At 61.3% G+C, this 20106-nt stretch carries 17 protein-coding genes; 11 read left to right on the top strand and 6 right to left on the bottom strand.

Annotated features, from left to right (window positions below; all coding sequences use genetic code 11):
- Positions 1 to 658 precede the first annotated feature (658 nt).
- Positions 659 to 1975, top strand: coding sequence for a peptidoglycan DD-metalloendopeptidase family protein (locus VOI22_RS09555; protein ID WP_323796298.1), 1317 nt, complete (start codon positions 659 to 661; stop codon positions 1973 to 1975).
- Between the two features lie 81 nt (positions 1976 to 2056).
- Here VOI22_RS09555 and VOI22_RS09560 read toward each other — a convergent pair whose 3' ends face one another.
- A complete protein-coding gene (locus tag VOI22_RS09560; protein ID WP_323796299.1) occupies positions 2057 to 3259 on the bottom strand; it encodes a hypothetical protein in 1203 nt (400 codons plus the stop codon).
- A gap of 267 nt (positions 3260 to 3526) precedes the next feature.
- Here VOI22_RS09560 and VOI22_RS09565 point away from each other — a divergent pair, with 267 nt between their 5' ends.
- The 5 genes from VOI22_RS09565 (at position 3527) to VOI22_RS09585 (ending at position 9717) form a co-directional block, all read left to right on the top strand.
- On the top strand, positions 3527 to 4450 hold the full coding sequence (locus VOI22_RS09565) for a methylenetetrahydrofolate reductase (RefSeq protein ID WP_323796300.1): 924 nt from the start codon (positions 3527 to 3529) through the stop codon (positions 4448 to 4450).
- 37 nt (positions 4451 to 4487) lie between these two features.
- Positions 4488 to 5393 (top strand): methyltetrahydrofolate cobalamin methyltransferase, encoded by a 906-nt coding sequence (locus VOI22_RS09570; protein WP_323796301.1) that lies wholly within the window; start codon positions 4488 to 4490, stop codon positions 5391 to 5393.
- 38 nt (positions 5394 to 5431) lie between these two features.
- A complete protein-coding gene (locus tag VOI22_RS09575) occupies positions 5432 to 7477 on the top strand; it encodes an ASKHA domain-containing protein (RefSeq protein ID WP_323796302.1) in 2046 nt (681 codons plus the stop codon).
- Positions 7478 to 8006: 529 nt separating this feature from the next.
- On the top strand, positions 8007 to 8540 hold the full coding sequence (locus tag VOI22_RS09580; protein WP_323796303.1) for a methanogen output domain 1-containing protein: 534 nt from the start codon (positions 8007 to 8009) through the stop codon (positions 8538 to 8540).
- Positions 8533 to 9717 (top strand): PAS domain-containing sensor histidine kinase, encoded by a 1185-nt coding sequence (locus tag VOI22_RS09585; protein ID WP_323796304.1) that lies wholly within the window; start codon positions 8533 to 8535, stop codon positions 9715 to 9717. The genes VOI22_RS09580 and VOI22_RS09585 overlap by 8 nt, the downstream gene beginning before the upstream one ends.
- Positions 9718 to 10034: 317 nt before the next feature.
- Here the strand turns inward: VOI22_RS09585 and VOI22_RS09590 are convergent, their stop codons facing one another.
- Entirely contained in the window at positions 10035 to 10502 is a 468-nt protein-coding gene (locus tag VOI22_RS09590; protein WP_323796305.1) for a hypothetical protein, read from the bottom strand.
- Positions 10503 to 10527: 25 nt separating this feature from the next.
- Positions 10528 to 10995 carry a hypothetical protein gene (locus VOI22_RS09595; protein ID WP_323796306.1) on the bottom strand — a complete coding sequence of 156 codons (468 nt, stop codon included), beginning with the start codon at positions 10993 to 10995 and terminating at the stop codon, positions 10528 to 10530.
- A gap of 389 nt (positions 10996 to 11384) precedes the next feature.
- On the opposite strand from VOI22_RS09595, the gene VOI22_RS09600 reads away from it, so the two are divergent.
- The 4 genes from VOI22_RS09600 to VOI22_RS09615 all read left to right on the top strand — a co-directional run bounded on the left by VOI22_RS09600 (position 11385) and on the right by VOI22_RS09615 (position 15425).
- The gene (locus VOI22_RS09600; protein ID WP_323796307.1) at positions 11385 to 12518 is read left to right on the top strand and encodes a M20/M25/M40 family metallo-hydrolase; all 1134 of its coding nucleotides are present in this window, start codon (positions 11385 to 11387) and stop codon (positions 12516 to 12518) included.
- Positions 12519 to 12650: 132 nt separating this feature from the next.
- The gene (locus VOI22_RS09605) at positions 12651 to 13619 is read left to right on the top strand and encodes a quinone oxidoreductase (RefSeq protein WP_323796308.1); all 969 of its coding nucleotides are present in this window, start codon (positions 12651 to 12653) and stop codon (positions 13617 to 13619) included.
- Between the two features lie 115 nt (positions 13620 to 13734).
- Positions 13735 to 14559, top strand: a complete 825-nt coding sequence (locus VOI22_RS09610; RefSeq protein WP_323796309.1) for a hypothetical protein — start codon at positions 13735 to 13737, stop codon at positions 14557 to 14559.
- A gap of 212 nt (positions 14560 to 14771) precedes the next feature.
- Complete coding sequence (locus VOI22_RS09615) at positions 14772 to 15425, top strand: hypothetical protein (protein WP_323796310.1); 654 nt, start codon at positions 14772 to 14774, stop codon at positions 15423 to 15425.
- A 153-nt stretch (positions 15426 to 15578) separates the two neighbouring features.
- Here VOI22_RS09615 and VOI22_RS09620 read toward each other — a convergent pair whose 3' ends face one another.
- Both VOI22_RS09620 and VOI22_RS09625 read right to left on the bottom strand, forming a co-directional pair.
- Positions 15579 to 16997 carry a phosphatidylserine decarboxylase gene (locus VOI22_RS09620; RefSeq protein ID WP_323796311.1) on the bottom strand — a complete coding sequence of 473 codons (1419 nt, stop codon included), beginning with the start codon at positions 16995 to 16997 and terminating at the stop codon, positions 15579 to 15581.
- Positions 16998 to 17173: 176 nt separating this feature from the next.
- Entirely contained in the window at positions 17174 to 17566 is a 393-nt protein-coding gene (locus VOI22_RS09625) for a hypothetical protein (protein WP_323796312.1), read from the bottom strand.
- 254 nt (positions 17567 to 17820) lie between these two features.
- Between VOI22_RS09625 and VOI22_RS09630 the strand changes: the two genes are divergently transcribed.
- Entirely contained in the window at positions 17821 to 18675 is an 855-nt protein-coding gene (locus VOI22_RS09630; RefSeq protein WP_323796313.1) for a hypothetical protein, read from the top strand.
- Positions 18676 to 18696: 21 nt separating this feature from the next.
- Here the strand turns inward: VOI22_RS09630 and VOI22_RS09635 are convergent, their stop codons facing one another.
- Entirely contained in the window at positions 18697 to 19971 is a 1275-nt protein-coding gene (locus tag VOI22_RS09635) for an Hsp70 family protein (protein WP_323796314.1), read from the bottom strand.
- Positions 19972 to 20106 lie beyond the last annotated feature (135 nt).

Here is a 20106-nt window from a genome sequence, read left to right on the forward strand (position 1 = left end):
TCTCTAATCATTCCAGAGACTTCGACCCCCGCCGTCGCGCCCCACTCAGTGGTCCGCTCCCCGACGGGAGGCGCCTTATACGACCCTCCCTCACAAACCGTCAAACACTTATTTAAAAAAAAATGACACGCACCGGAAATTATCTGGCGGACTCCCGGAATTCCGCCAATTTCCGGATCCGGTTTATTCGTGGGAGCGTTCGAGCGTTCCTGATGAGCCCGATCGACGCCCGCCAGACCGGCTGTTTCCAGACGCTGTCCCCGTCCGATCCGACATCCGCGCCCCAGTGTCACCGTTTCATGCATCCACGAAGATACGCCGCAATTCCGTGACCGCTTGGCGAGCTGTCGTCGCGATGCGTATTTCAGCGGCCCCATAGACCGCGAGCTTTCAGCCCCGAGCGCACGATAGGGGCAGTTCTGTATAGAGACCCATATAGAGCTCTCTATATAGGGGGCCGAAACAGGCCCGGATAACTCCACAGTTTGCAGCCAAGGCGCCGCAGCCTATCCGTGATTTCCCACAGCCATCTTCTCGATTTAATTCTCCGCCTTAAGTTTACATCGGCAGGGCACTGATTCAATTGCGGTTAGCCTTGACTTCACATACCAATCACAACAGAATCAGGGGAAATATCGTATATTTCGGGATCGCTTACATGACACAGCGGGTTCGCCCTCGCTCGGCACTAGCTGCCGGCGTACTCGGTACCGTTCTTCTGGCCGGCATCGGCGGCTTCGCAATGTTCGGAACCGTCGGCTCCCCCGACACCGATCCGACGACAGCCGAGGCCTCCAGTGCGAACAGCTTCGCCATTCCCTCCCCGGAGGGCAGCACCTCCACGCTCGAGACCCGCGCGGTCAAGGTTGAGCGCGGCGATACGCTGATGAAGCTGCTGACCAAGAACGAGATCGATCGACGGGAAGCCCATGCGGCCATTGTGGCCCTGACCGAGGTCTACGATCCCCGACGCATGCAGATCGGCCAGCTGTTCGAGCTCTCTCTGGAAGAGTCCTCGGAGAAACCCGACACCCCCAGTCTGCTCTCTATCTCCTTCAAGGCCGATCCGGTCCGCACGATCCAGGTACGCTATACCGAAGACGGCGCCTACAAGGCCGACGTCAAGGAGAAGGCCCTGAAGCGGGGGGATGCGTATGGCGCCGGCCTCATCCGCTCCAGCCTCTATGAGGCCGCTGTCGATGCCGGCATCCCGATTTCCGTACTGTATGACATGATCCGTATCTTCAGTTTCGATGTCGACTTCCAGCGCGACATCCAGAACGGCGACCGGTTCGAGGTACTGTATGACGAGCAGCGCACCGGCGACGGCACCTTGGTGCGGACCGGCGACATCGCTTATGCGGCGATGACGCTTTCCGGCAAGGAACTCGCCTATTACCGCTACACGCCGAAGAGCGGCTTCACCGATTATTTCGACCGCAAGGGCCAGTCCGTCCGCAAGACACTTATGCGGACCCCGGTGAACGGCGCCCGGCTGTCCTCCGGGTTCGGCAAGCGCAAGCACCCGATACTTGGTTATACCAAGATGCACCGCGGGACGGACTTCGCGGCCCCCACCGGCACGCCGATCATGGCCGCCGGTGACGGTGTCGTGGATTATATCGGCCGCAACGGCAGCTACGGGAAATACATCCGCATCCGCCACAACAGCACCTACAAGACCGCCTATGCCCACATGTCCGCCTTCAAGCGCGGACTGACCAAGGGCGCGCGGGTGAAACAGGGCCAGACCATCGGCTATATCGGCACGACCGGACGTTCCACCGGCCCGCACCTGCACTATGAAGTGCTGGAGAACGGCCGCCAGCGTAATCCGATGAGCGTGAAGCTGCCTGCTGGCGAAAAGCTCAAGGGCCAGGAGCTGAAGCGGTTCGCCGCCGTGCTGCCGACACTGGAGCAGCGGATTGCCGTTGCCCGGGACGACAACACGCTGGTCGCCGCCCAAAGCAACTGACCACCCCAAAGCAACTGACCACTGCGAGAGACGGCAAACCGTCTCCCTCCCGCTCCCTTGTTTATACGGTGATCGCCAGCATTATTCGGCGGGGATGCCAAATATCGCGACGGCACCGCAGGACAGCGCCAGCAGCACGCGCCATGCGACCGCCGTCCCGTGCCCACCGGCCTTCACCGTTGCCACCGCCGCTATCGCGCATTGCAGCATGTAGTAAACAGCAAAAGCCCGGCTCGCGAGGGCGATAACCCCGTAGATATCGGTCTCCCACAGCACCAGCGCCGAGACAAAGACGAGCAGCGGGTAGACCTGATGGCCGTTGAGCCTGTGGCTCGCCCCGTTGGCCAGTCCCGCGCCGCCGATGGCGTCTGCCACCGCTGCGCTGAACTGGCTGGCGACAGCCCCGAACATCAGGGCAAGGGGAAGCAGCGGCGACACTATAAGCGCCGCATCCATCACCGCGGTCTCACCCGTGCCTTCCATCGCAGTCAGCATTAGCGGCGAGAGCAGCAGGAAAAAGGTAATATAGATGACCGCCGCGACCAGCTGCGCCAGACGCATTGTCCTGACCCGGGTCGGACGATCGAATTCCTCGCCAAGAAAACGCGAGGTCTCGAACCCCTGCACCATGATCAACATGCCGAGCAAAACCGGCAGGCTGCTCCAGTCGCCATGCGGCCCGGGCGGCATGACAGCTTGACCGTCCGCCAGAAGACCGGCGCCATAGAGCGCGAGCGCGGTCAGGAAACCGCCGATGACCGCCAGTTTGAGGGCGACCACACCGGATTCGACACGGAGCACCTTCCCCAACCCGCCTGACCAGCCGAGCCATCCGATCAAGGCCAACAGGAATGTGGCAATCAGCTTCGCCATCACCGGATCCACGGCTCCGGTCGCCTGTTTCATGACGAAGGCACCGAGCAGCGCCAGATAATAAGCGACGGAGATCACATAGGCGAAGAACAGCGTGAAGGTGCTCAGCCGCTCCAGAACCGCTATGTGGCGTGGCGGCGGTGCCTGCTCCAGCAACTGCTCAACATGCATGATGTTGTATCGGATAGCCCCGCCAATCGCCCAGGCGAAGGCACAGAGGCCGACAATACCCAGGATCGCGAAGCCGCCAAGCTCGCGCCCGAGCAGAGGCGCCGAGACCAGAAAGCCGCTGCCGATGATCGAGGCCAGCGGCGCCACCATCGCCCGCCATGTCACCGAGCGGCTGATACGGGTGAACAGAATGGCCACGAACAGGGCCAGGCTGGCGGTGATAAAGGAAGCTTCGATCATTACCGAAAAGATACCGGGTTGCGGATTGCTGCCGGAGAATAGTCCCCCCTTGCAGACGACGCCACGAGCAGATGACGCCACAAGCACGCGAACGACACCGCGCGGGCAGTCTGTTCAGGCTCTCAGGAATGCCCCCGGACGACAGATTCGTAAACAGTGTCGCAATTGAGAGAAGTTGTGACGCGAGACAGCCATTGAATTCCCGCATCTGCTCTTAAATCCGAAGAACAGCGCGATCAGGCGCCAACGGGATCTGAGGAGAGGGCGATGACCGCGAGCATGACGGATATCCAGACTCTGGTGCGGGGCTTCTCGGTTGAGACCACCCCCGGCTCCGCCGCCAAGGTGGAAGATTTCGGCGCGCTGCTGCCTGCCGGAACCACGGTCAATGTGACCCAGCTCCCCGGCTCCTCCCTATCCGACACCATCGCAGTCTGCCGCAGGCTTCGGGCCGAGGGCATGGAACCTGTCCCCCATATCGCCGCACGCAGCATCGAGAGCGACGCCGTGCTTGCCAAATACCTTGATGGCCTCACCGGCGAAGCCGGCGTGACCGAGGTGCTGGTGATCGGCGGCGGTGTCGACACTCCGGCCGGCGCCTATACGGAAACCATGGACGTGCTGCGGAGCGGCCGGCTGGAAGCCGCCGGTATCCGCAAAGTCGGCGTTGCCGGGCACCCCGAAGGCTCTCCCGACATTTCGGCAGATGGCCTCGCCACCGCCCTCACCGCCAAGAACGAGTGGGCCGCGAAGACCGGGATCGAGACCTATATCGAGACCCAGTTCTGCTTCGATGCGGGCGCCATCCTGAAATGGGAGAAGAGCATTCGAGATGCCGGTAACGCGCTACCGATCCATATCGGCGTGCCCGGCCTCGCCAGCCTGAAAACGCTCCTGAAATTCGCCCAGGTCTCCGGTATCGGTCCGTCCATGCGGGTGCTGACACGGCAGACCCGGAACATCGCCCGCCTGCTCACCGTGCAGGCCCCGGACAAGCTGCTGGTCGGCCTCGCAGACGGCATCCAGGCCGACCCGGACTGCCTGATCCGGCATTTGCATTTCTATCCGTTCGGCGGCCTTGCCAAGACCGTTTCCTGGGTCGACCAGGTTACGGCAGGCGAGTTCAGCCTCAACAACAAGGGGGGCTTCGAAACCGCCCCTTTGGCCGGAAAGACGGCAGCGGCTTCCTGACCCGTCTCTTCAGCCGCATCAAGGGAGAAAAACCGGAATGACCGATACCGTCATCAGCTCGGCAACCAGGGAAATCGTGATCGGTTTCGAGCGCCCGTTCTGCGTCATCGGCGAGCGCATCAACCCGACCGGCCGCAAGCTGCTAGCGGCGGAAATGGCCGCGGGCGACTACAGCCGTGTGCGCGCGGACGCTCTCGCCCAGGTCGAGGCCGGCGCGAACATGCTGGATGTCAATGCAGGCATCCCGATGGCGGACGAGCCGGCGATCCTCGCCGAGTCCATCAAGCTGGTGCAGTCCCTCACCGACACGCCGCTCTCCATCGACAGCTCCATCGTCGAGGCGCTGGAAGCAGGTCTTTCGGTCTATCAGGGCAAGGCGCTGGTGAATTCGGTGACAGGCGAAGAGGAGCGGCTCGAAGTCGTCCTTCCGCTGGTGAAGAAATACGGCGCTGCCGTGGTTGCCATATCGAATGACGAGACCGGCATCTCCGAGGATCCGAACGTGCGCTTCGAGGTCGCCAAGAAGATCGTCGAGCATGCCGCCGATTACGGCATCCCGCGCGAGGATATCGTGGTCGACCCGCTGATCATGCCGGTCGGTGCGATCAACCTCGCGGGCCGCTCCGCCTTTGACCTGATCACCCGGCTCCGCACGGAGCTGAAGGTGAACACCACCTGCGGCGCCTCCAACATCTCCTTTGGCCTGCCGAACCGGCACGCCATGAACGCCGCCTTCCTCTCCATGGCAATCCATGCCGGCATGACGTCCGCCATCATGAACCCGCTGCATGCGGAGGAAATGGGCGCCGTGCTCGGGGCCGACGTGATGATGGGGCATGACCCGGAATGCCGCCGCTGGATCAAGCGCTTCCGCGAACAGCCGGCTGAAGGCGAATCCGCCGGTGCCCGCGGCAATCGCGAACGGCGCCGCAAGCGGGCCTAGAAAACACGGGGAATGGGCAACAGCATAGAAATCACATCATGAACGCACCCGCTGATCCGGCCCCGGACGTCAAGCAGGACGACGTCTATGTCGTCTTCACGCCCTCCGGACGGCGCGGCTTCGTGCCGCCCGGCACCTCCGTGCTCGACGCCGCCCGCTCTCTCGGCGTCGATCTCGACTCGGTCTGCGGCGGCCGCTCCATGTGCGGGCGCTGCCAAGTGCAGCTCTCCGAGGGCGAGTTCGCCAAGTTCCAGATCACCTCGCGGGCCAGCAGCATCAGCCCCAGCACCAAGTCCGAGCAGCGCTATGCCGAGAAACGCGGGCTGAAGCCGGGTCGCCGGCTCGGCTGCAACGCCCAGGTGCTGGCCAATTGCGTCATCGACATTCCGCCGGAAAGCCAGGTGCACCGGCAGGTCGTGCGCAAGCGGGCCGAGGTTCGGGATATCGAGATCCGGCCGGTCACCCATCTGCATTATGTCGAGGTGCGCGAGCCCGACCTGCACGACCAGTCGAGCGATTTCCGCCGGCTCTGCGAAAGCCTGCGCGCGCAATGGCCGAACTGGGGCATCGCCGACGATATCAGCTGCGACCATGCGGTCATGACCATGCTGCAGAAGGCCCTGCGCAGCGGCCAGTGGAAGGTCACCGTCGCCCTGCGCGAGGGCAACCGGGTGGTCGGCGTCTGGCCGGGCCTGCGCGAGAAGATCTACGGCCTCGCCGTCGATATCGGCTCCACCACCATGTCCGGCCATCTCTGCGACCTCGCCACCGGCACGGTGCTGTCCTCGGCCGGCACCATGAACCCGCAGATCCGCTTCGGCGAGGACCTGATGAGCCGGGTCTCCTATGTCATGATGAATCCCGGCGGCGACGAGGAAATGACCCGCGTCGTGCGTGAGGCGGTGAACTATCTCGCCACCCAGACCGCGGCCGAGATCGGCGCCGGCTCGGACGAGATCGTCGAGCTGGTGTTTGTCGGCAACCCGATCATGCACCACCTGATGCTCGGCATCGACCCGACGGAGCTGGGCGGCGCGCCCTTCGCGCTCACCGTCGATACCGCCGTCGAGCTGACCGCGGCCGAGCTGGACCTCTATCTGCATCCCGGCGCCCGGGTCTATGCCCTGCCCTGCATCGCCGGCCATGTCGGCGCGGACACCGCCGCCGTGGTGCTGTCGGAGACCCCCTACAAGCGGGACGAGATCAGCCTGATCGTCGATGTCGGCACCAATGCGGAGATCGTGCTCGGCAACCGGGACCGGCTGCTGGCCTGTTCCAGCCCGACCGGCCCGGCCTTCGAGGGCGCCCAGATCTCCAGCGGCCAGCGCGCCGCCCCCGGCGCCATCGAGCGGGTGCGGATCGATCCCGAGACCCTGGAGCCGCGCTTCCAGATCATCGGCAGCGACCTCTGGTCGGACGCAGCGGGGTTCGCCGACGCGGTGGAAGAGCTCGGCATCAACGGCGTCTGCGGCTCCGGCATCATCGAGGCGATCGGCGAGATGTTCCTCGCCGGCATGATCACCACCGACGGCATGATCGACGGCGCGCTGGCGGCAAAGTCCGACCGCGTCTTCCAGGACGGCCGCACCTTCTCCTACCGGATCAGCGACACCGTCTCGGTGACACAGGGCGACGTCCGCGCCATCCAGCTGGCCAAGGCCGCGCTCTATGCCGGATCGCGGCTGCTGATGGACCGGCTCGGCGTGGAATCTGTCGACCGGGTGGTGCTGGCCGGCGCCTTCGGCAGCCATATCGACCCGAAATACGCCATGGTCCTCGGCATGATCCCGGATTGCGAGCTGGAACATGTCGTCTCCGTCGGCAACGCGGCGGGCACCGGCGCCCGCATTGCCCTGCTCAACGGTCAGGCCCGCAAGGAAATCGAGTGGGTGGTGCGCACCATCGAAAAGGTCGAGACCGCCGTCGAGCCGCGCTTCCAGGAACATTTCGTCGGCGCCATGGCCCTGCCGCACAAGACGGACCCGTATCCGAAACTGTCGGCGGCAGTGAAGATGCCGGCGCCGAGAGTGGCGACACCGCACGACGAGGATGGCGGAAGACGGCGGAGACGGAGAAGGGTTTAGGCCCTCTATCTTCACCGCCTGTCGTCACCTCAGTCGCAGAGCAGGGACTCTGGGATCATAAGGCCGGGGCCTTCATCGCGAGATCGCGGATCAAGCCCGGGATGACAGTATCAGGACTGCGAATTAGGTAGTGCGTTCCTTTAATTCGCCGGCCAACACTCTAAATGAACTTCTTATTAAATGTGTTTCGGAGAGCGGGGCCATATTGGTCTTCCCTTCGTCTGCTCTTGACGGCACGGAAGGCGGAACTCGTTTAGACCGACCAGCCTGCTTTCTTGCATAATCCAGATGCCGCGACGTAATATTTTAAACTTTTCATTGATACGGCCTTTAGTCCCGGCAAAGATATTTGCTCTCAGGGCCCTGCTACGCGAACCGATTTTAGGCACCGGTTCGGTTATCTCTTTGAGAGCGAACGCGACAGGACCGCGGGTTTTGAAGAGACGGGAAGCTCTCGGACAGATTGAACAGAAACGAGTGATTATACCGACCGAATAACTGTACTATCTGGGATCAGGAGGGCGCTTCAATGACGAGCCAAGACGATCAGTTGGAAGCCGAACCGGATCTGGACAGAGATGGTTTCTTCCGCCGGATGATCGCCGACCTCGCGGAAACCCTGCAGGACGTAATCGGTCAACGTGATGCCCGAGGCTTCATATCCATAGTCGGCGCCAGGATGGGAGACCGGCTTGATAGTCTCTATAGAGAGCATCTTGGAAAGAAAGTTCTTTCCCGGCACGACGTCGCCGAAACACTGGTCGATCTGAAGACGCGGATTGGTGGAGATTTCCATATCTCGGAGCAGGACGACGAAAAGATCTTGCTGAAGAATCGCGAATGCCCCTTCGGCTCCGCAGTCGTCGGCAAACCAGCGCTCTGTATGATGACCTCCAATGTCTTCGGGCGCATTACGGCCGAGAACCTCGGCTATGCGAGGGTCGAAATCACGGAGTCCATCGCACAGGGACAACCGGGCTGTTCGGTCGTCATCTCGCTGAGACAGCCGGAAGGGAGTGTCAACGAGGGTATCGAATATTTCGGGCGAGAGCGCGATGACTGATCTCGCTCGCCTTCGGATAGCAGAAGAGATATCCGATCCTATTGTCGCGGTTGCGCGCGACGGCCGGATCTGCTGGTTGAATACCGCGTTCAAAGATCTGACCGGTTTCGCGTCCGTGGGAGATGAGATCGCGCGCTGGCTGGAACCTTCAGGATGCCGCGTGGGCGATATGTTGGGGCTGGCACGGTCAAGCACGATACCCATGCCGTTCCGCGCGTCCGTCAAGACCGACAACGGAACGGAACCCCTGAAGGCCGAGCATTGGCGACTTCGCGACGCCGACGGTCCTGTTGTCGCATTGCGTTTTTTTTCTGCCGGACAGGAAGCGGCGCGCTTCGTCGCTCTGACCGAAACCATCGATCGGCTCAATCAGGAGGTCCGGAGCCGCAGGGAAGCGGAACGTTCACTGCGCAGTGCCGTAGCCGACCTCGAAGCCGCAAACAGGACGAAGGACCGGATACTGGCCGAAGTAAGTCACGATCTGCGGACTCCACTTAATGCCATCATCGGTTTCTCAGATGCCATGCAACACGGGATAGCTGGCCCGCTTACGGCCAAGCAAAGCGACTATATCGATTCCATACAGCAAAGCGGCAACATGTTGCTGGAACTGGTCGAGCTGATTCTCGAAGTTGCGCAAGACAGATCGGAAAAAGAAGAGGTCGTCGATCGCCTGGTCGATCTGGACACCTGCATTTCCCGCTGCGTTGCAGCCGTCAAGATTGCGGTAAAAGACAAGAACGTCGTCTTCCTCGTTCCCGACGACTGCCTCCTTCCCAGACTGCAGGCCGAGCAGGCGACAATCACCACGATCCTGATGAACCTGCTGGACAACGCAGCCAGATTCTCCCCGCCCGGCGGCCATGTCTCCGTCGAAACTGACCGACAGGCTGACGGCGGGCTCACGATCCGGGTCTCGGACCAGGGCCCCGGCATCGAGAGCGACGAACTCGATCGGATTGCCTTGCCCTTCTATCGCGCCCAAGCCTCCACAGTCGCCAACCGCGGCGGATATGGGCTCGGCCTATCTGTTGTAGACAGCCGTTTGAAAGCGCTAAACGGTCACTTCGAAGTTCACAGTCAGATCGGTTTAGGGACCGCCGTCACGGTTCACCTCCCGGCAGATCGCGTGCACTGGCCGCCGCCCCCCGATGCGGGTTCCCCGATTCCGGCCTAGGCGGACCACAACGAAGACGGCGCGCCCAATCTGCCCCCGCTTGTACGGACCGCCGCGGCAGTAAAGATGGCGGTGCCAACGGTCGCAACGCCGGGCGCAGAAGGCAAGTGGCGGTAGGCCAGCGCCAGCACCCTCCCACACGGTCGTCATCCCGAATTAAGGGGACCGGAATTAAGGTGACACACGACTTACCGGAATTAAGTGGCGTGTCCCCTTAATTCGTGTCCCCTTAATCCTGTCCCCTTAATTCCTTAATTCCCGTGTCCCCTTAATTCCCCATTTCTCACTATTCTATGCGATTGATCTCAATTCTCTCATCAAGCGAATACAGCTGCACAAATTAGCATAATGTACTCAAGCCTTTTGGACCGACGATTAAGGTCATCCAGTCGGGCGAGCACTCTTTTCCGCAACCCTCTTCGCCTCAATGTTTCAGGAGCATTCTTTAAGCCATACATAATACCAGCGGCGCTAATAACCACCCCCGCAGGAGGGTTCAGAACTCCAACTCCAACGCCTGCAATGCCTAAAAACGTGGCAACAATAATATCTGCCAAGCTCGTCCGCGGTGGTTTTAAGGCCTCACTAAAATCTTTCAGCTGGCCTGTCAAAATTTTAATTTGATCAACAATCTGATCTGTGTCGGTGACAATACTTTGAAAATCCGGAGTGCTGGTTACAGCACGCCGAAGCAGTTCATCAATTCGTTGAAGCAGTTCATCCGCCTCAACAAAATTTCTCTCTATTTGATTTCGAATATGTTTAACTCGGAAATCGTCAGGCAAAACCTATTTCTCCTAATAGAGAAAATTAATCACCATTCTTGGAGTGCATGTGATTTCGTAACATTGACGCATTGTTTTCATTCAAATTTTCTATTTTCTTAAATAAATAAGGCAGCATATCTTTCGTCACCTCAATATGGCCTACTATTCCTTTGATGTAATTCTGCGCCTCCCTCTCATCGGACGCACCCTCCCTAAAAGCGCCACTATGAAACCGGAGCACACCAAAGAAACTCACTAATAAAACCGCAGACACACCAAGTTCCCATACCCCTAACACACCTAAAATCGAAGCAGAATCAAGAAACAATAAAATCATTAAAGCTCCCGTAAAAACTCCGGATAATATTAAAAATATGTCAGAAAATACTAAAAGGCGCCGAGCCCACAAATCCATTTCATTGGCAGACCATTTCGCATGACTTTTTGGGACTAGATCAGAAGAAGGATCGTGGGTGCCTAAATCATTTTTAGAAGCACTAAACATCATCATGTTCCTATCGTTCGTCACGATGCAAAGATAACAGCTTAAGCACTTTCCAACAATCCTTAAGATTGTAGATGATGAATTTTCAATCAACAGGTGGCTTCCTTGCAGGGAATAACAGGGACAAGGGGATAACAGGGACACGCGACTTAATTCGCTCGTGAACTCCGCAGCCAGATGATCCCAACTAAGTTGGGGCGTGCGTTGCGCAATCCCTCATTTCCCTCCTCGGTCGTCATCCAGGCCGGAGGGCCGGGAACCAGCTTTTCATAGAGCCGTGACAGTGGTCATATGAATCCCGGATCACATCCGGGATGACGGATTGAGGTCAGCGATCTGAGTATCCCGCCCCCTTATTTCTGCCCGCCTCTTTGCCCTTTCTCCGGAGAACCACCATGGACTTCAAAGCCCTACCTTTCGACTCCGACGCCATGTGCGCGGGCCTCCGCCCGTGGATCGAATGCGAGAGTCCGACCCATGACGCCGCGGCGGTCGACCGGATGATCGACCTTGCGAGCTATGACCTCGCGGCCATGGGCGCCACAATAGAGCGCATTCCCGGGCGCATGGACCTCGGCGGCTGCGTCCGCGCCAGCTTCCCGCATCCGAAGGCGGGCCAGCCGGGCATCCTGATCGCCGGGCACATGGACACGGTGCATCCCGTCGGCACGCTTGCCCGCCTCCCCTACCGGCGCGAGGGCGGGAGGTGTTGGGGGCCCGGCATCCAGGACATGAAGGGCGGCAACTATCTGTCGCTCGAAGCGATCCGGCAACTGGCCGCTGCGAACATCGAGACGCCGCTGCCGGTCACCGTGCTGTTCACGCCGGACGAGGAGATCGGCACGCCTGCGACCCGAGAGCTGATCGAGGCCACGGCGAAGACGCAGAAATACGTGCTCGTCCCCGAGCCGGCCCGCCCCGATGGCGGCCTGGTCTGGGGCCGCTATGCCATTGCACGTTTCAACCTCCGAACCATCGGCACCCCGATCCATGCGGGCGTCGACCCGCGCCTCGGGCGCTCGGCGGTTCGGGAAATGGCCCGGCGCATCCTTGAGATCGAGGAGATGAGCACCGACAGCTGCACCTTTTCGGTGGGCTGCGTGACCTCGGACCAGCTGCATGTCAATTGCGTGCCTTCGGGTTGCTCGGCCGAGGCGCTGTCCATGGCCAAGCGACAGGCGGATCTGGATGCGGGCGTCGAGAAAATGCTGGCGCTGAATAATCCGGACGGCGATGTCGGCTTTCACGTCGCGCGCGGCGTCACGCGTCCGGTCTGGGAGCCCAGCGCCGCCGACAAGGCGCTGTTCGACCATGCAAGAAGCCTCGCAGCGGATCTGGGATTCGACATCACGGCCCATATGGCGGGCGGCGGCTCGGACGGCAATTTCACCGGCGCGATGGGCATCCCCACGCTCGACTCACTCGGCGTGCGCGGCGCAGGTCTGCATACGCTGGATGAGCATATCGAGGTCGAGAGCCTCGCCGAACGGGGCAAGCTGATGGCCGGCCTGCTGGCAACGCTGAGCTGAGACCGAAGCCATTCCGCCACATGAAACCGTGCATTGACCCCTGGCGCTGGCCGGGCGGACAGTGCGCCCCAAGCGGAATGCACTTACCCGCAGACCAATAACCAAAAACGAGTTCCAGGGAGATCCACGGCCATGGCGCATGCAATTGTTATCCACGAACAAGGTGGTCCCGAAGTGATGCGCTTCGAGGAGATCGCTGTCGGCGCCGCGGGGCCGGGCGAGGTGCGGTTGCGTCAGACCGTTGTCGGGCTGAACTATATCGACGTCTATCAGCGGTCCGGCGGCTATAAACTGGATCTGCCCGCCAGCATCGGCATGGAGGCTGCCGGTGTCGTCGAAGCCGTCGGAGAGGGTGTCGAGACCGTCAAGGTCGGCGACCGTGTCGGCTATGTCATGGGCACGCCCGGCGCCTATGCCGAAGAACGGATCTATCCGGCCGAGCGGCTGATCCCCCTGCCCGACGATATCAGCGACGAGCAGGCCGCGGGGTCCATGCTGAAGGGGCTGACGGTGTCCTACCTCGTGCGTCGCACCTTTCCGGTGCAGGCAGGTCAGACCGTCTTGCTGCATGCCGCTGCCGGCGGCGTCGGAACGATTGCCTGCCAATGGCTGAAAAAGATCGGCGCGACGGTCATCGGGACCGTCGGCTCCGACGAGAAGGCGGAAATTGCCAGGGCGCACGGGTGCGACCACCCGATTGTCTATACCCGTGACGATTTCCAGGCCCGGGTGATGGAGATCACCGGCGGCGAGGGCGTTCCGGTCGTCTATGACGGGGTCGGTGCCGCTGTCTACGAGGGCTCGCTCGGCTCATTGGCCCGCTTCGGCACGATGGTGCATTTCGGCGCCGCCTCCGGCCCCGCACCGGCGGTCGAGCCGAAACTGCTGGCCGGCAAGGCGCTCTACTTCACCCGCCCGGGCCTCGCCCCGCACACGGCAACGCGGGAGCTGACCCTCGATATCGCGAACGCCCTGTTCGACAAGATCCGTGAAGGGGTGAAGATCGAGATCAACCAGACCTACGCCCTGAAGGACGCCGCCGAGGCCCACCGTGCGCTTGAGGCACGGGAGACCACAGGGTCGACAATCCTTACGGTTTGATCCTGCCGGGGAATAAAAGGACACACGGCTCACTCTTCCAACGGCAGCCCCCAGACTGGGGGCCGCCTGCAATGAATGGTCCGTCAGCACGAACAAGCGCAAAGGAGGGAATCCCATGCCGACAGAAAATCGCGAGATCTCCTGGGAGATCGCTCATGTCGGACTTTGCGTGCATGACAGGGGCGCGGCTGCCCGTTTCTATGCAGACATAGTCGGCCTGACACCGGCGCCGGAGGGTGACCCGCAGTCCTTCTCCAACGGCTTTCAGGGCCTATCGCTGTTTCTGCCCGATCCGGGGTTCGCGCTGGAACGGCAACTCCTGCACAACCCCCTCATGGGAAAATCCGCGACCATTGCCGTGCCCGACCTGAACGCGGTGCAAGGCACGTTGGACAGTGCGGGCATTTCCAGCTCCCGGATTGACGGGATTTTCCCCGGCCTCGACCGGCAGCTCTTCTGTTACGACCCGTCGATGAACCTGATCGGTTTCACCGAGCGGAACGACATGCAAAGCGTGACCGATGCCGATGGCTGGATCCTGCATCACGTCAATCTTCAGGCGCACGACGTCCGGGCGACCGTTGGTTTCTTTACCGGGACGACCGCGATGGTCGAAGGCACTTGGAAAGCGCCGGCGGACAAGGGGGATTTCAGCATTGACCCGAGCGAACTCGCGGTTCTCGACCTCGGCAGTGAAAACAGGGGCCTGCACGTCATCCGGCCGGACGCCGGGTTCGGTCAGCGCAACGGTTTCGCCCACAATCCCTCCATAGGCGGCCACCCTGCTTTCCGTGTCCCGGACATCCACGCCGTGATGCGGCGACTGGAGGAGGTCGGCATCGTTTATTCCGACGCAGGAACCTATGCGATGACCGGCTATCATCAGGTCTACGTCTACGACCCGTCCTTCAACCTGATCGAGATCAACCAGCGTCTGTGATGCGGCGCTTGCGGACGGGACCTGGGATTTAGGGGACACATTTCTTTATTCGCTCCATCACCCGGCCAGGCAAAAGACCGCGTCCTTCCCGCTTCCGGCAGGGCTGGGATCGGGTGATACTGCCGTCCATCAGGGGCGGATGGCCCGCTTGAACACGAATGCCGGATTAACGGCACTGACCGGGAGGAAACCCACAAATGACCGATGCCGTGATGGCGGTTTGGGGCGACACGACGCCCGAATGCGATGCCGAGTTCAGCGAGTGGTACCGCCGCGAGCATATTCCGGAGCGGGTCGGCATGCCGGGGTGGCGGAACGGGCGACGCTATCGCAAGCTCGGCCGGGGCAAGCACAGATATCTCGCGGCCTACGATGTCGAGGGCCTGGCCTGTTTCGACGACCCGGTCTATCGCCATGCGCTCGACCATCCGACGGAATGGACCTCCCGGATGATGCAGGAATTCCGAAATTTCGTGCGCGCGACCAACCGGGTGCGGTTCTGCAGCGGCGAGGTTCTGGGCTCGGTTGTTGCGACCGTGCGCTACGATCCTGGTACGGGCGACCCCGAGGCGATTGCCCGCTGGCTCGCAGGCGCCGCCCTGCATAACCTGCGCAACCGCGAAGGCATCACAAGGGTGCAGCACTGGGAGGCCGATATGGGCCGCTCGCTGGCCGGGACCGGCGAGCAGTCGATCCGCAAGAGCAAGGACGGCGAGGCACCGTTCACGGCGGTGATCGAAGGCACCGACCGGGTCTTCGTCGAAGCGGCCCTCAAGGAGGCGGGGATCGTCAACGGCCTGGCCGAGCGCGGCGCGAAATCCGTGGATGCCGGGCTCTACGCGATGATGTTCGCGCTGCACGGCTGACAAGCTTGCTGCCTGAATCAGAGCGGTACGCTGCTTCGTTCCTCACCACAACATCGTCATCCCCGCGAAAGCGGGAACCCAGAGATGGAAGGTTAAGCCCTTCGATCGTCTGGGTCCCGGCTCTCCGGCAGGGATGACGGCGTGGGTTTGCCCTCAGTCTGGTGTCCAGGGCGTCTTCGGCGCCGGGTATGGCGTGTTCAGGATGGCGATCTGGTTGCCCATACGGGTCTGCACCGCCGGGCTGACCATCTGCGCATCCGTGCCCTCGATCGGCGAGAACAGCAGGATGTTGAGGGAGCCGCCGAAATAGAAATTGCCGAACGCGGTCACGCCCTTGGTGACTTTGGCACCGCGTTCGACCCCTTCGGCGAAGACCACGGAGCCGACCGTGTCGAGCCCGACCGGGATTGACGCGACCAGGCCTCTCAGCATCTCCGGCTGCTTGCCCTGCAGGTTTTTATAGCTGACCTCCATCACGATGACGCCCCGGGTGAAGCCCTGGAACTGGCTGAAGTCGGTGCCGGGGCGGCCGACATCGCCGCTGAGCGGAACCCAGTTCGGCCAGTCGTCATAACCGAACGTGCCGAAGGCGTATTTGGTCCCCGCCTCGACGATCTCCGCATGCAGGATGGTGCCGTCCACCGGGCTGTGGAAATGGTGATAGGTATTCGGCATCAGGACGCAGGCGAGCCCGCTGCCGCCCCTGAACCTGTCCTTGAGCTCCTGCGGTGTGTGGGCGAGCATGTCGTCCATCGACAGGGGGATGCCCTTGACGTCCAGTATGGTGTCGTTCTGCAGCGGGTTCTCGATCAGCCGGCGGGAGACGTCCCCGGCCTCGGTTTTCACGATCTGCACCAGCGGATTCATGATGCAGTCGGTCGGCGAGACCACGACATAGTCTCGGCCCGGCATGGTGACCGGGCGCGAGGGAAAGGCCCCGCTTGCCGAGTCGTATTTCAGGTTGCGGGCGAAGAAGGCATTCCAGCTTTTGTAGGCTTCCGGTTCCTGGTGAACGTAGTCCTCTATCTCCAGCCTCGGGTCTTTCACCCATTCCGGCACGTAGCGCGTGGAGGCCAGGCTGTCCATGTGAGCCTTGTAGTCCTCGTTGAACATGATGAGGAAGGTCTGCACCGACTTCAGCGGCTTGGCCGGATCGTTCGAATCGATCCCCTCGACCATCCGGCGCCCGGCCTCGTTATGGTAGTAGAGCCAGGCGAAATACTGGATCGAGTCGAGCGCATTGTCGTTGGTGCCGACAATCTGCGGCAGCAGGGTGCAGACATCGGAATAGAAAGCACCGACCGCGTCCGCCAACCCGGCGCCGCTGCCCGACTTCTTCCAGGGATTCGCCGTTGAGTTGCCATAGCTGTAGCCCGGCGGCAACGGTTTCAACCCCGCATAGGCCGCATCGAAGGCCGCGCGGGTGGCCGGATCGGAGCCGTATTGTTCATCGAGATAGGTGAGCGATCTTTCGCAAGGCGAGATCTGCGCCCCGGCCTCCTCAACTGGCAGGGTGAGCCCTGCCAGAAGTCCCACTCCGAGCCCTGCAATAGAGGCAAAATTTCTGAACATGACGCCCCCTGATATTGTTTTATGGGGCACTTTATCTCTTTATGCGGGAAATACAATATGGTGCATTTCCGGAAAGCAGAAAGGCGGGCATTCACGGGATGAGGAGGCGCAATATCGAACGGGTAGTGCGTATCGATGAAAAAGCCGGGACCATGGTCGGCAAGGAGACTTGGGCGTTAAGTAGCCCGCCCCTTTAGCTCCTGCTTCTTCAATTCCGCATAGGCAGCCTGATGGGCCATCTCGTTGCTCTTCAAGCGAATTTCGAGGATCCACTCTTTATCGGTCCGCATAATCTTCTTGGTGCCGCTGCGCGGGATGATGATGTTGGTTTCGATGCAGAATCTTACAAAAGCCTCGACCACATGCTGCTGCTCAAGAATAAAGTTATCGTTCCGGATATTCGGGCCAAATTTCATTTCGATAGAGACCAAAATGTTGCCATCCGGCTGGGCTTCAATCCCATGCACGGTGCCGGGCGGCAGAAGCTCCTTGTGGACTCGCCGAAAAGAGTCGATTGCCCCCTTCAGTTCAGTGTCGCTCAGGATAATCGTTCGGATTTCACGTGGCATGGGATCAGCGGTTCAGACTCTGGCTGGTCATCGGGAAGCCGACCTTAGGCTGAACTTCATTAATACGGAGTAAAAGGCCCGAATTTACCGATAACCATACCTCCGGTCAGATGACTGTGTGATCGCATCGCCCAGCCCTCGACCGCCGTCACCTCCTCGTCTCTGGACCTCCTCCCACCAACACGCCTAGAGTCTCCTGGAAAAGCGATGCAGCCGTGCGGCCCTGTTGCCCGCACCAGATCTGGAGTGAGACGATGAAGCGTTTGGGAATCATTGTGGGGACCGTTGTCGCGGTCCTGTTGGTGGCGGTGGTTGCCGTCGTCGTCTTCGTGTTCGGCAATCTCGATTCCCTCGTCAAGGACGTGATCGAGGAGCAGGGCACGCGCGTTGCCGGGGTACCGGTCACCGTCTCCGGTGTGAAGATCGAGGTGCTGGACGGCCGGGCCGGGATCAACGGGCTGACGGTCGGTAATCCATCCGGCTTCAAGAGCGACAGCGCGATCTCGCTCGGCGGAATCAGTATTGCGCTGGATACCGCAAGCGTCAGCGAGCCGGTGATCGTGATCAAGGAGATCTCCGTCGACGGACCGACAGTAACCTACGAGCTGATGCCAGGCGGCAACAATATCGGCACCATCGCGGACAACGTGAAGAAGAACAGTGGCGGCGGTAGCTCATCCAGCGCGGCATCCTCTGGAGAAAGCGGCGGCACAGATAAAAAGCTGATCATCGAAACCCTGAAAATTCGCGGCGGCACGGTGACAGTTGCCGCCTCCCTGCTCGACCAGGGCAAGGCGCTGGAAGCGCGACTGCCGGACATCACCCTCCGAAATATCGGCAAGGAGTCCGGCGGAGCGACGCCGGAAGAAGTGGCTGCAGAAGTAATGGCGGCCCTGACCCACGCCGCCAGCCGGGCGGCCGCGAGCATCGGCGTCGGCAAGACCCTTGAGACCTTGAAAGATCACCTCGGCAAGATCAACGGCGGCAAACTGCCGACTGACTCAGAGGGAGCAAAAAAGGCCGTCGATGATGCGAAGAAAGCGGTCGAGGATACCGGCAAGGAGCTGGAGAAGGCCGGCGAAGGGCTGAAGAAGCTGTTCGGGAACTGAGTGGGGCGATGCCGCACCGCGTCACCCAGCAGGAAACACCCTCTGCGCCGCCTTGGTCAGGCCCTTCGCCACCGCCGTGAACGGATCGGACGGGACGATCCGGGCGGCTGGGACGCAGGCGGTGATCGTCCGGCGCATGTCCGGCAAGAGGGTGGAGCCACCGGTCAGGACGATGTGGCCGACCTGCTCCGGCCGCACCCCGGCAATTGCGAGCGTCTCACCCGCGGCCTTGGCGACCTGCTGTTCCAGCGCCGCGAAATGCTGCGCCAGGGCGGCTTGGTCCACCGTAATGGCCGACAGGTCGTCGATATCGGGGAAATCCAGCGTCGCCACTTCCCTGTCGCTAAGGGCGATCTTCACCCCTTCCACCGCATTCGCCAGCCGATGGCCGAGCTGCCGTTCCAGAAGCTCCAGCAGCAGCTCGATCTTCTCCGGCTCGACCGCCTGCCGCATCACCGCGCGGACATCCCGCTTCATGGCGTAGGTGTAGCAGAAATGGATTTTCTGCCAGGTCGCGAGGTCGCTGTAATAGCTCGGCGGCACCGGCAGCAGGACGTTGGAGGTCAGCGCCTTCATCTCGCTGCCATACCCGAAAGCCGGCATGACGGCCTTCAGGGACAGTCGCTTGTCGAGATCCGTGCCGCCGATATGCACCCCGTGGTTAGCCAGAATCTCGAACCCGGCAACCTCTTTGGCTGCGCCGTCCACCGACCGGCGGGCCAGCGTGAAATCCGAGGTGCCGCCACCGATATCGGCAACGAGGACATAAGTCGGGTCCTGCATCGCCTCCTCGGCATCGATCAGCGCCGCGACCGGCTCGTAGACAAACTGCACCGGCCCGAATCCGACTTCCTCCAGCACCTCGCGCAGCAATGTCTCCGCCCGTTTGTCGCGCGTCTCGTCCTCATCAACAAAACGTACCGGCCGGCCGGCGACCAATCCGGAAATCTCCCCACCGGACGCCTGCTCGACGCTCTTCTTCACCGAGATCAGGAAACTTGTCAGCAGGGAGCGGAACGGCCAGGAGCGGGCACCCATCCGGGTCGCGTCATCGGCAAGGCTGGTACCGAGGATGCTTTTGAGCGCTCGCAAATAGCGGCCCTCATGGCCCTGCAGAAAACGCGCCTCGGCGTCATGCCCGCTGACCAGCACGCCTTCTTCTTCGTCATAGAACAGGGCCGTCGGGACGGACTGGCCGCCATGCTCAAACGTATGCAGGTCAAGGGCGTTGCCGGGCGCGTATCCGATGGCGGAATTCGAGGTGCCGAAATCCAGCCCGGCGACAATCGGTTTCATGGGATGGGGCTCTCGATATGGAAATACAGATTTCCGCCTCAACGGAGCCGACCTGTTTACAGCCACTCCCCCGTGTCGGGTCAAGGCGAAAGTGATGCGGCAACGAAAGCGTCATGGCGGGAGTGGAGACTACGC

It is taken from the genome of Nisaea sp., from assembly GCF_034670185.1.
Lineage (GTDB): Bacteria > Pseudomonadota > Alphaproteobacteria > Thalassobaculales > Thalassobaculaceae > Nisaea.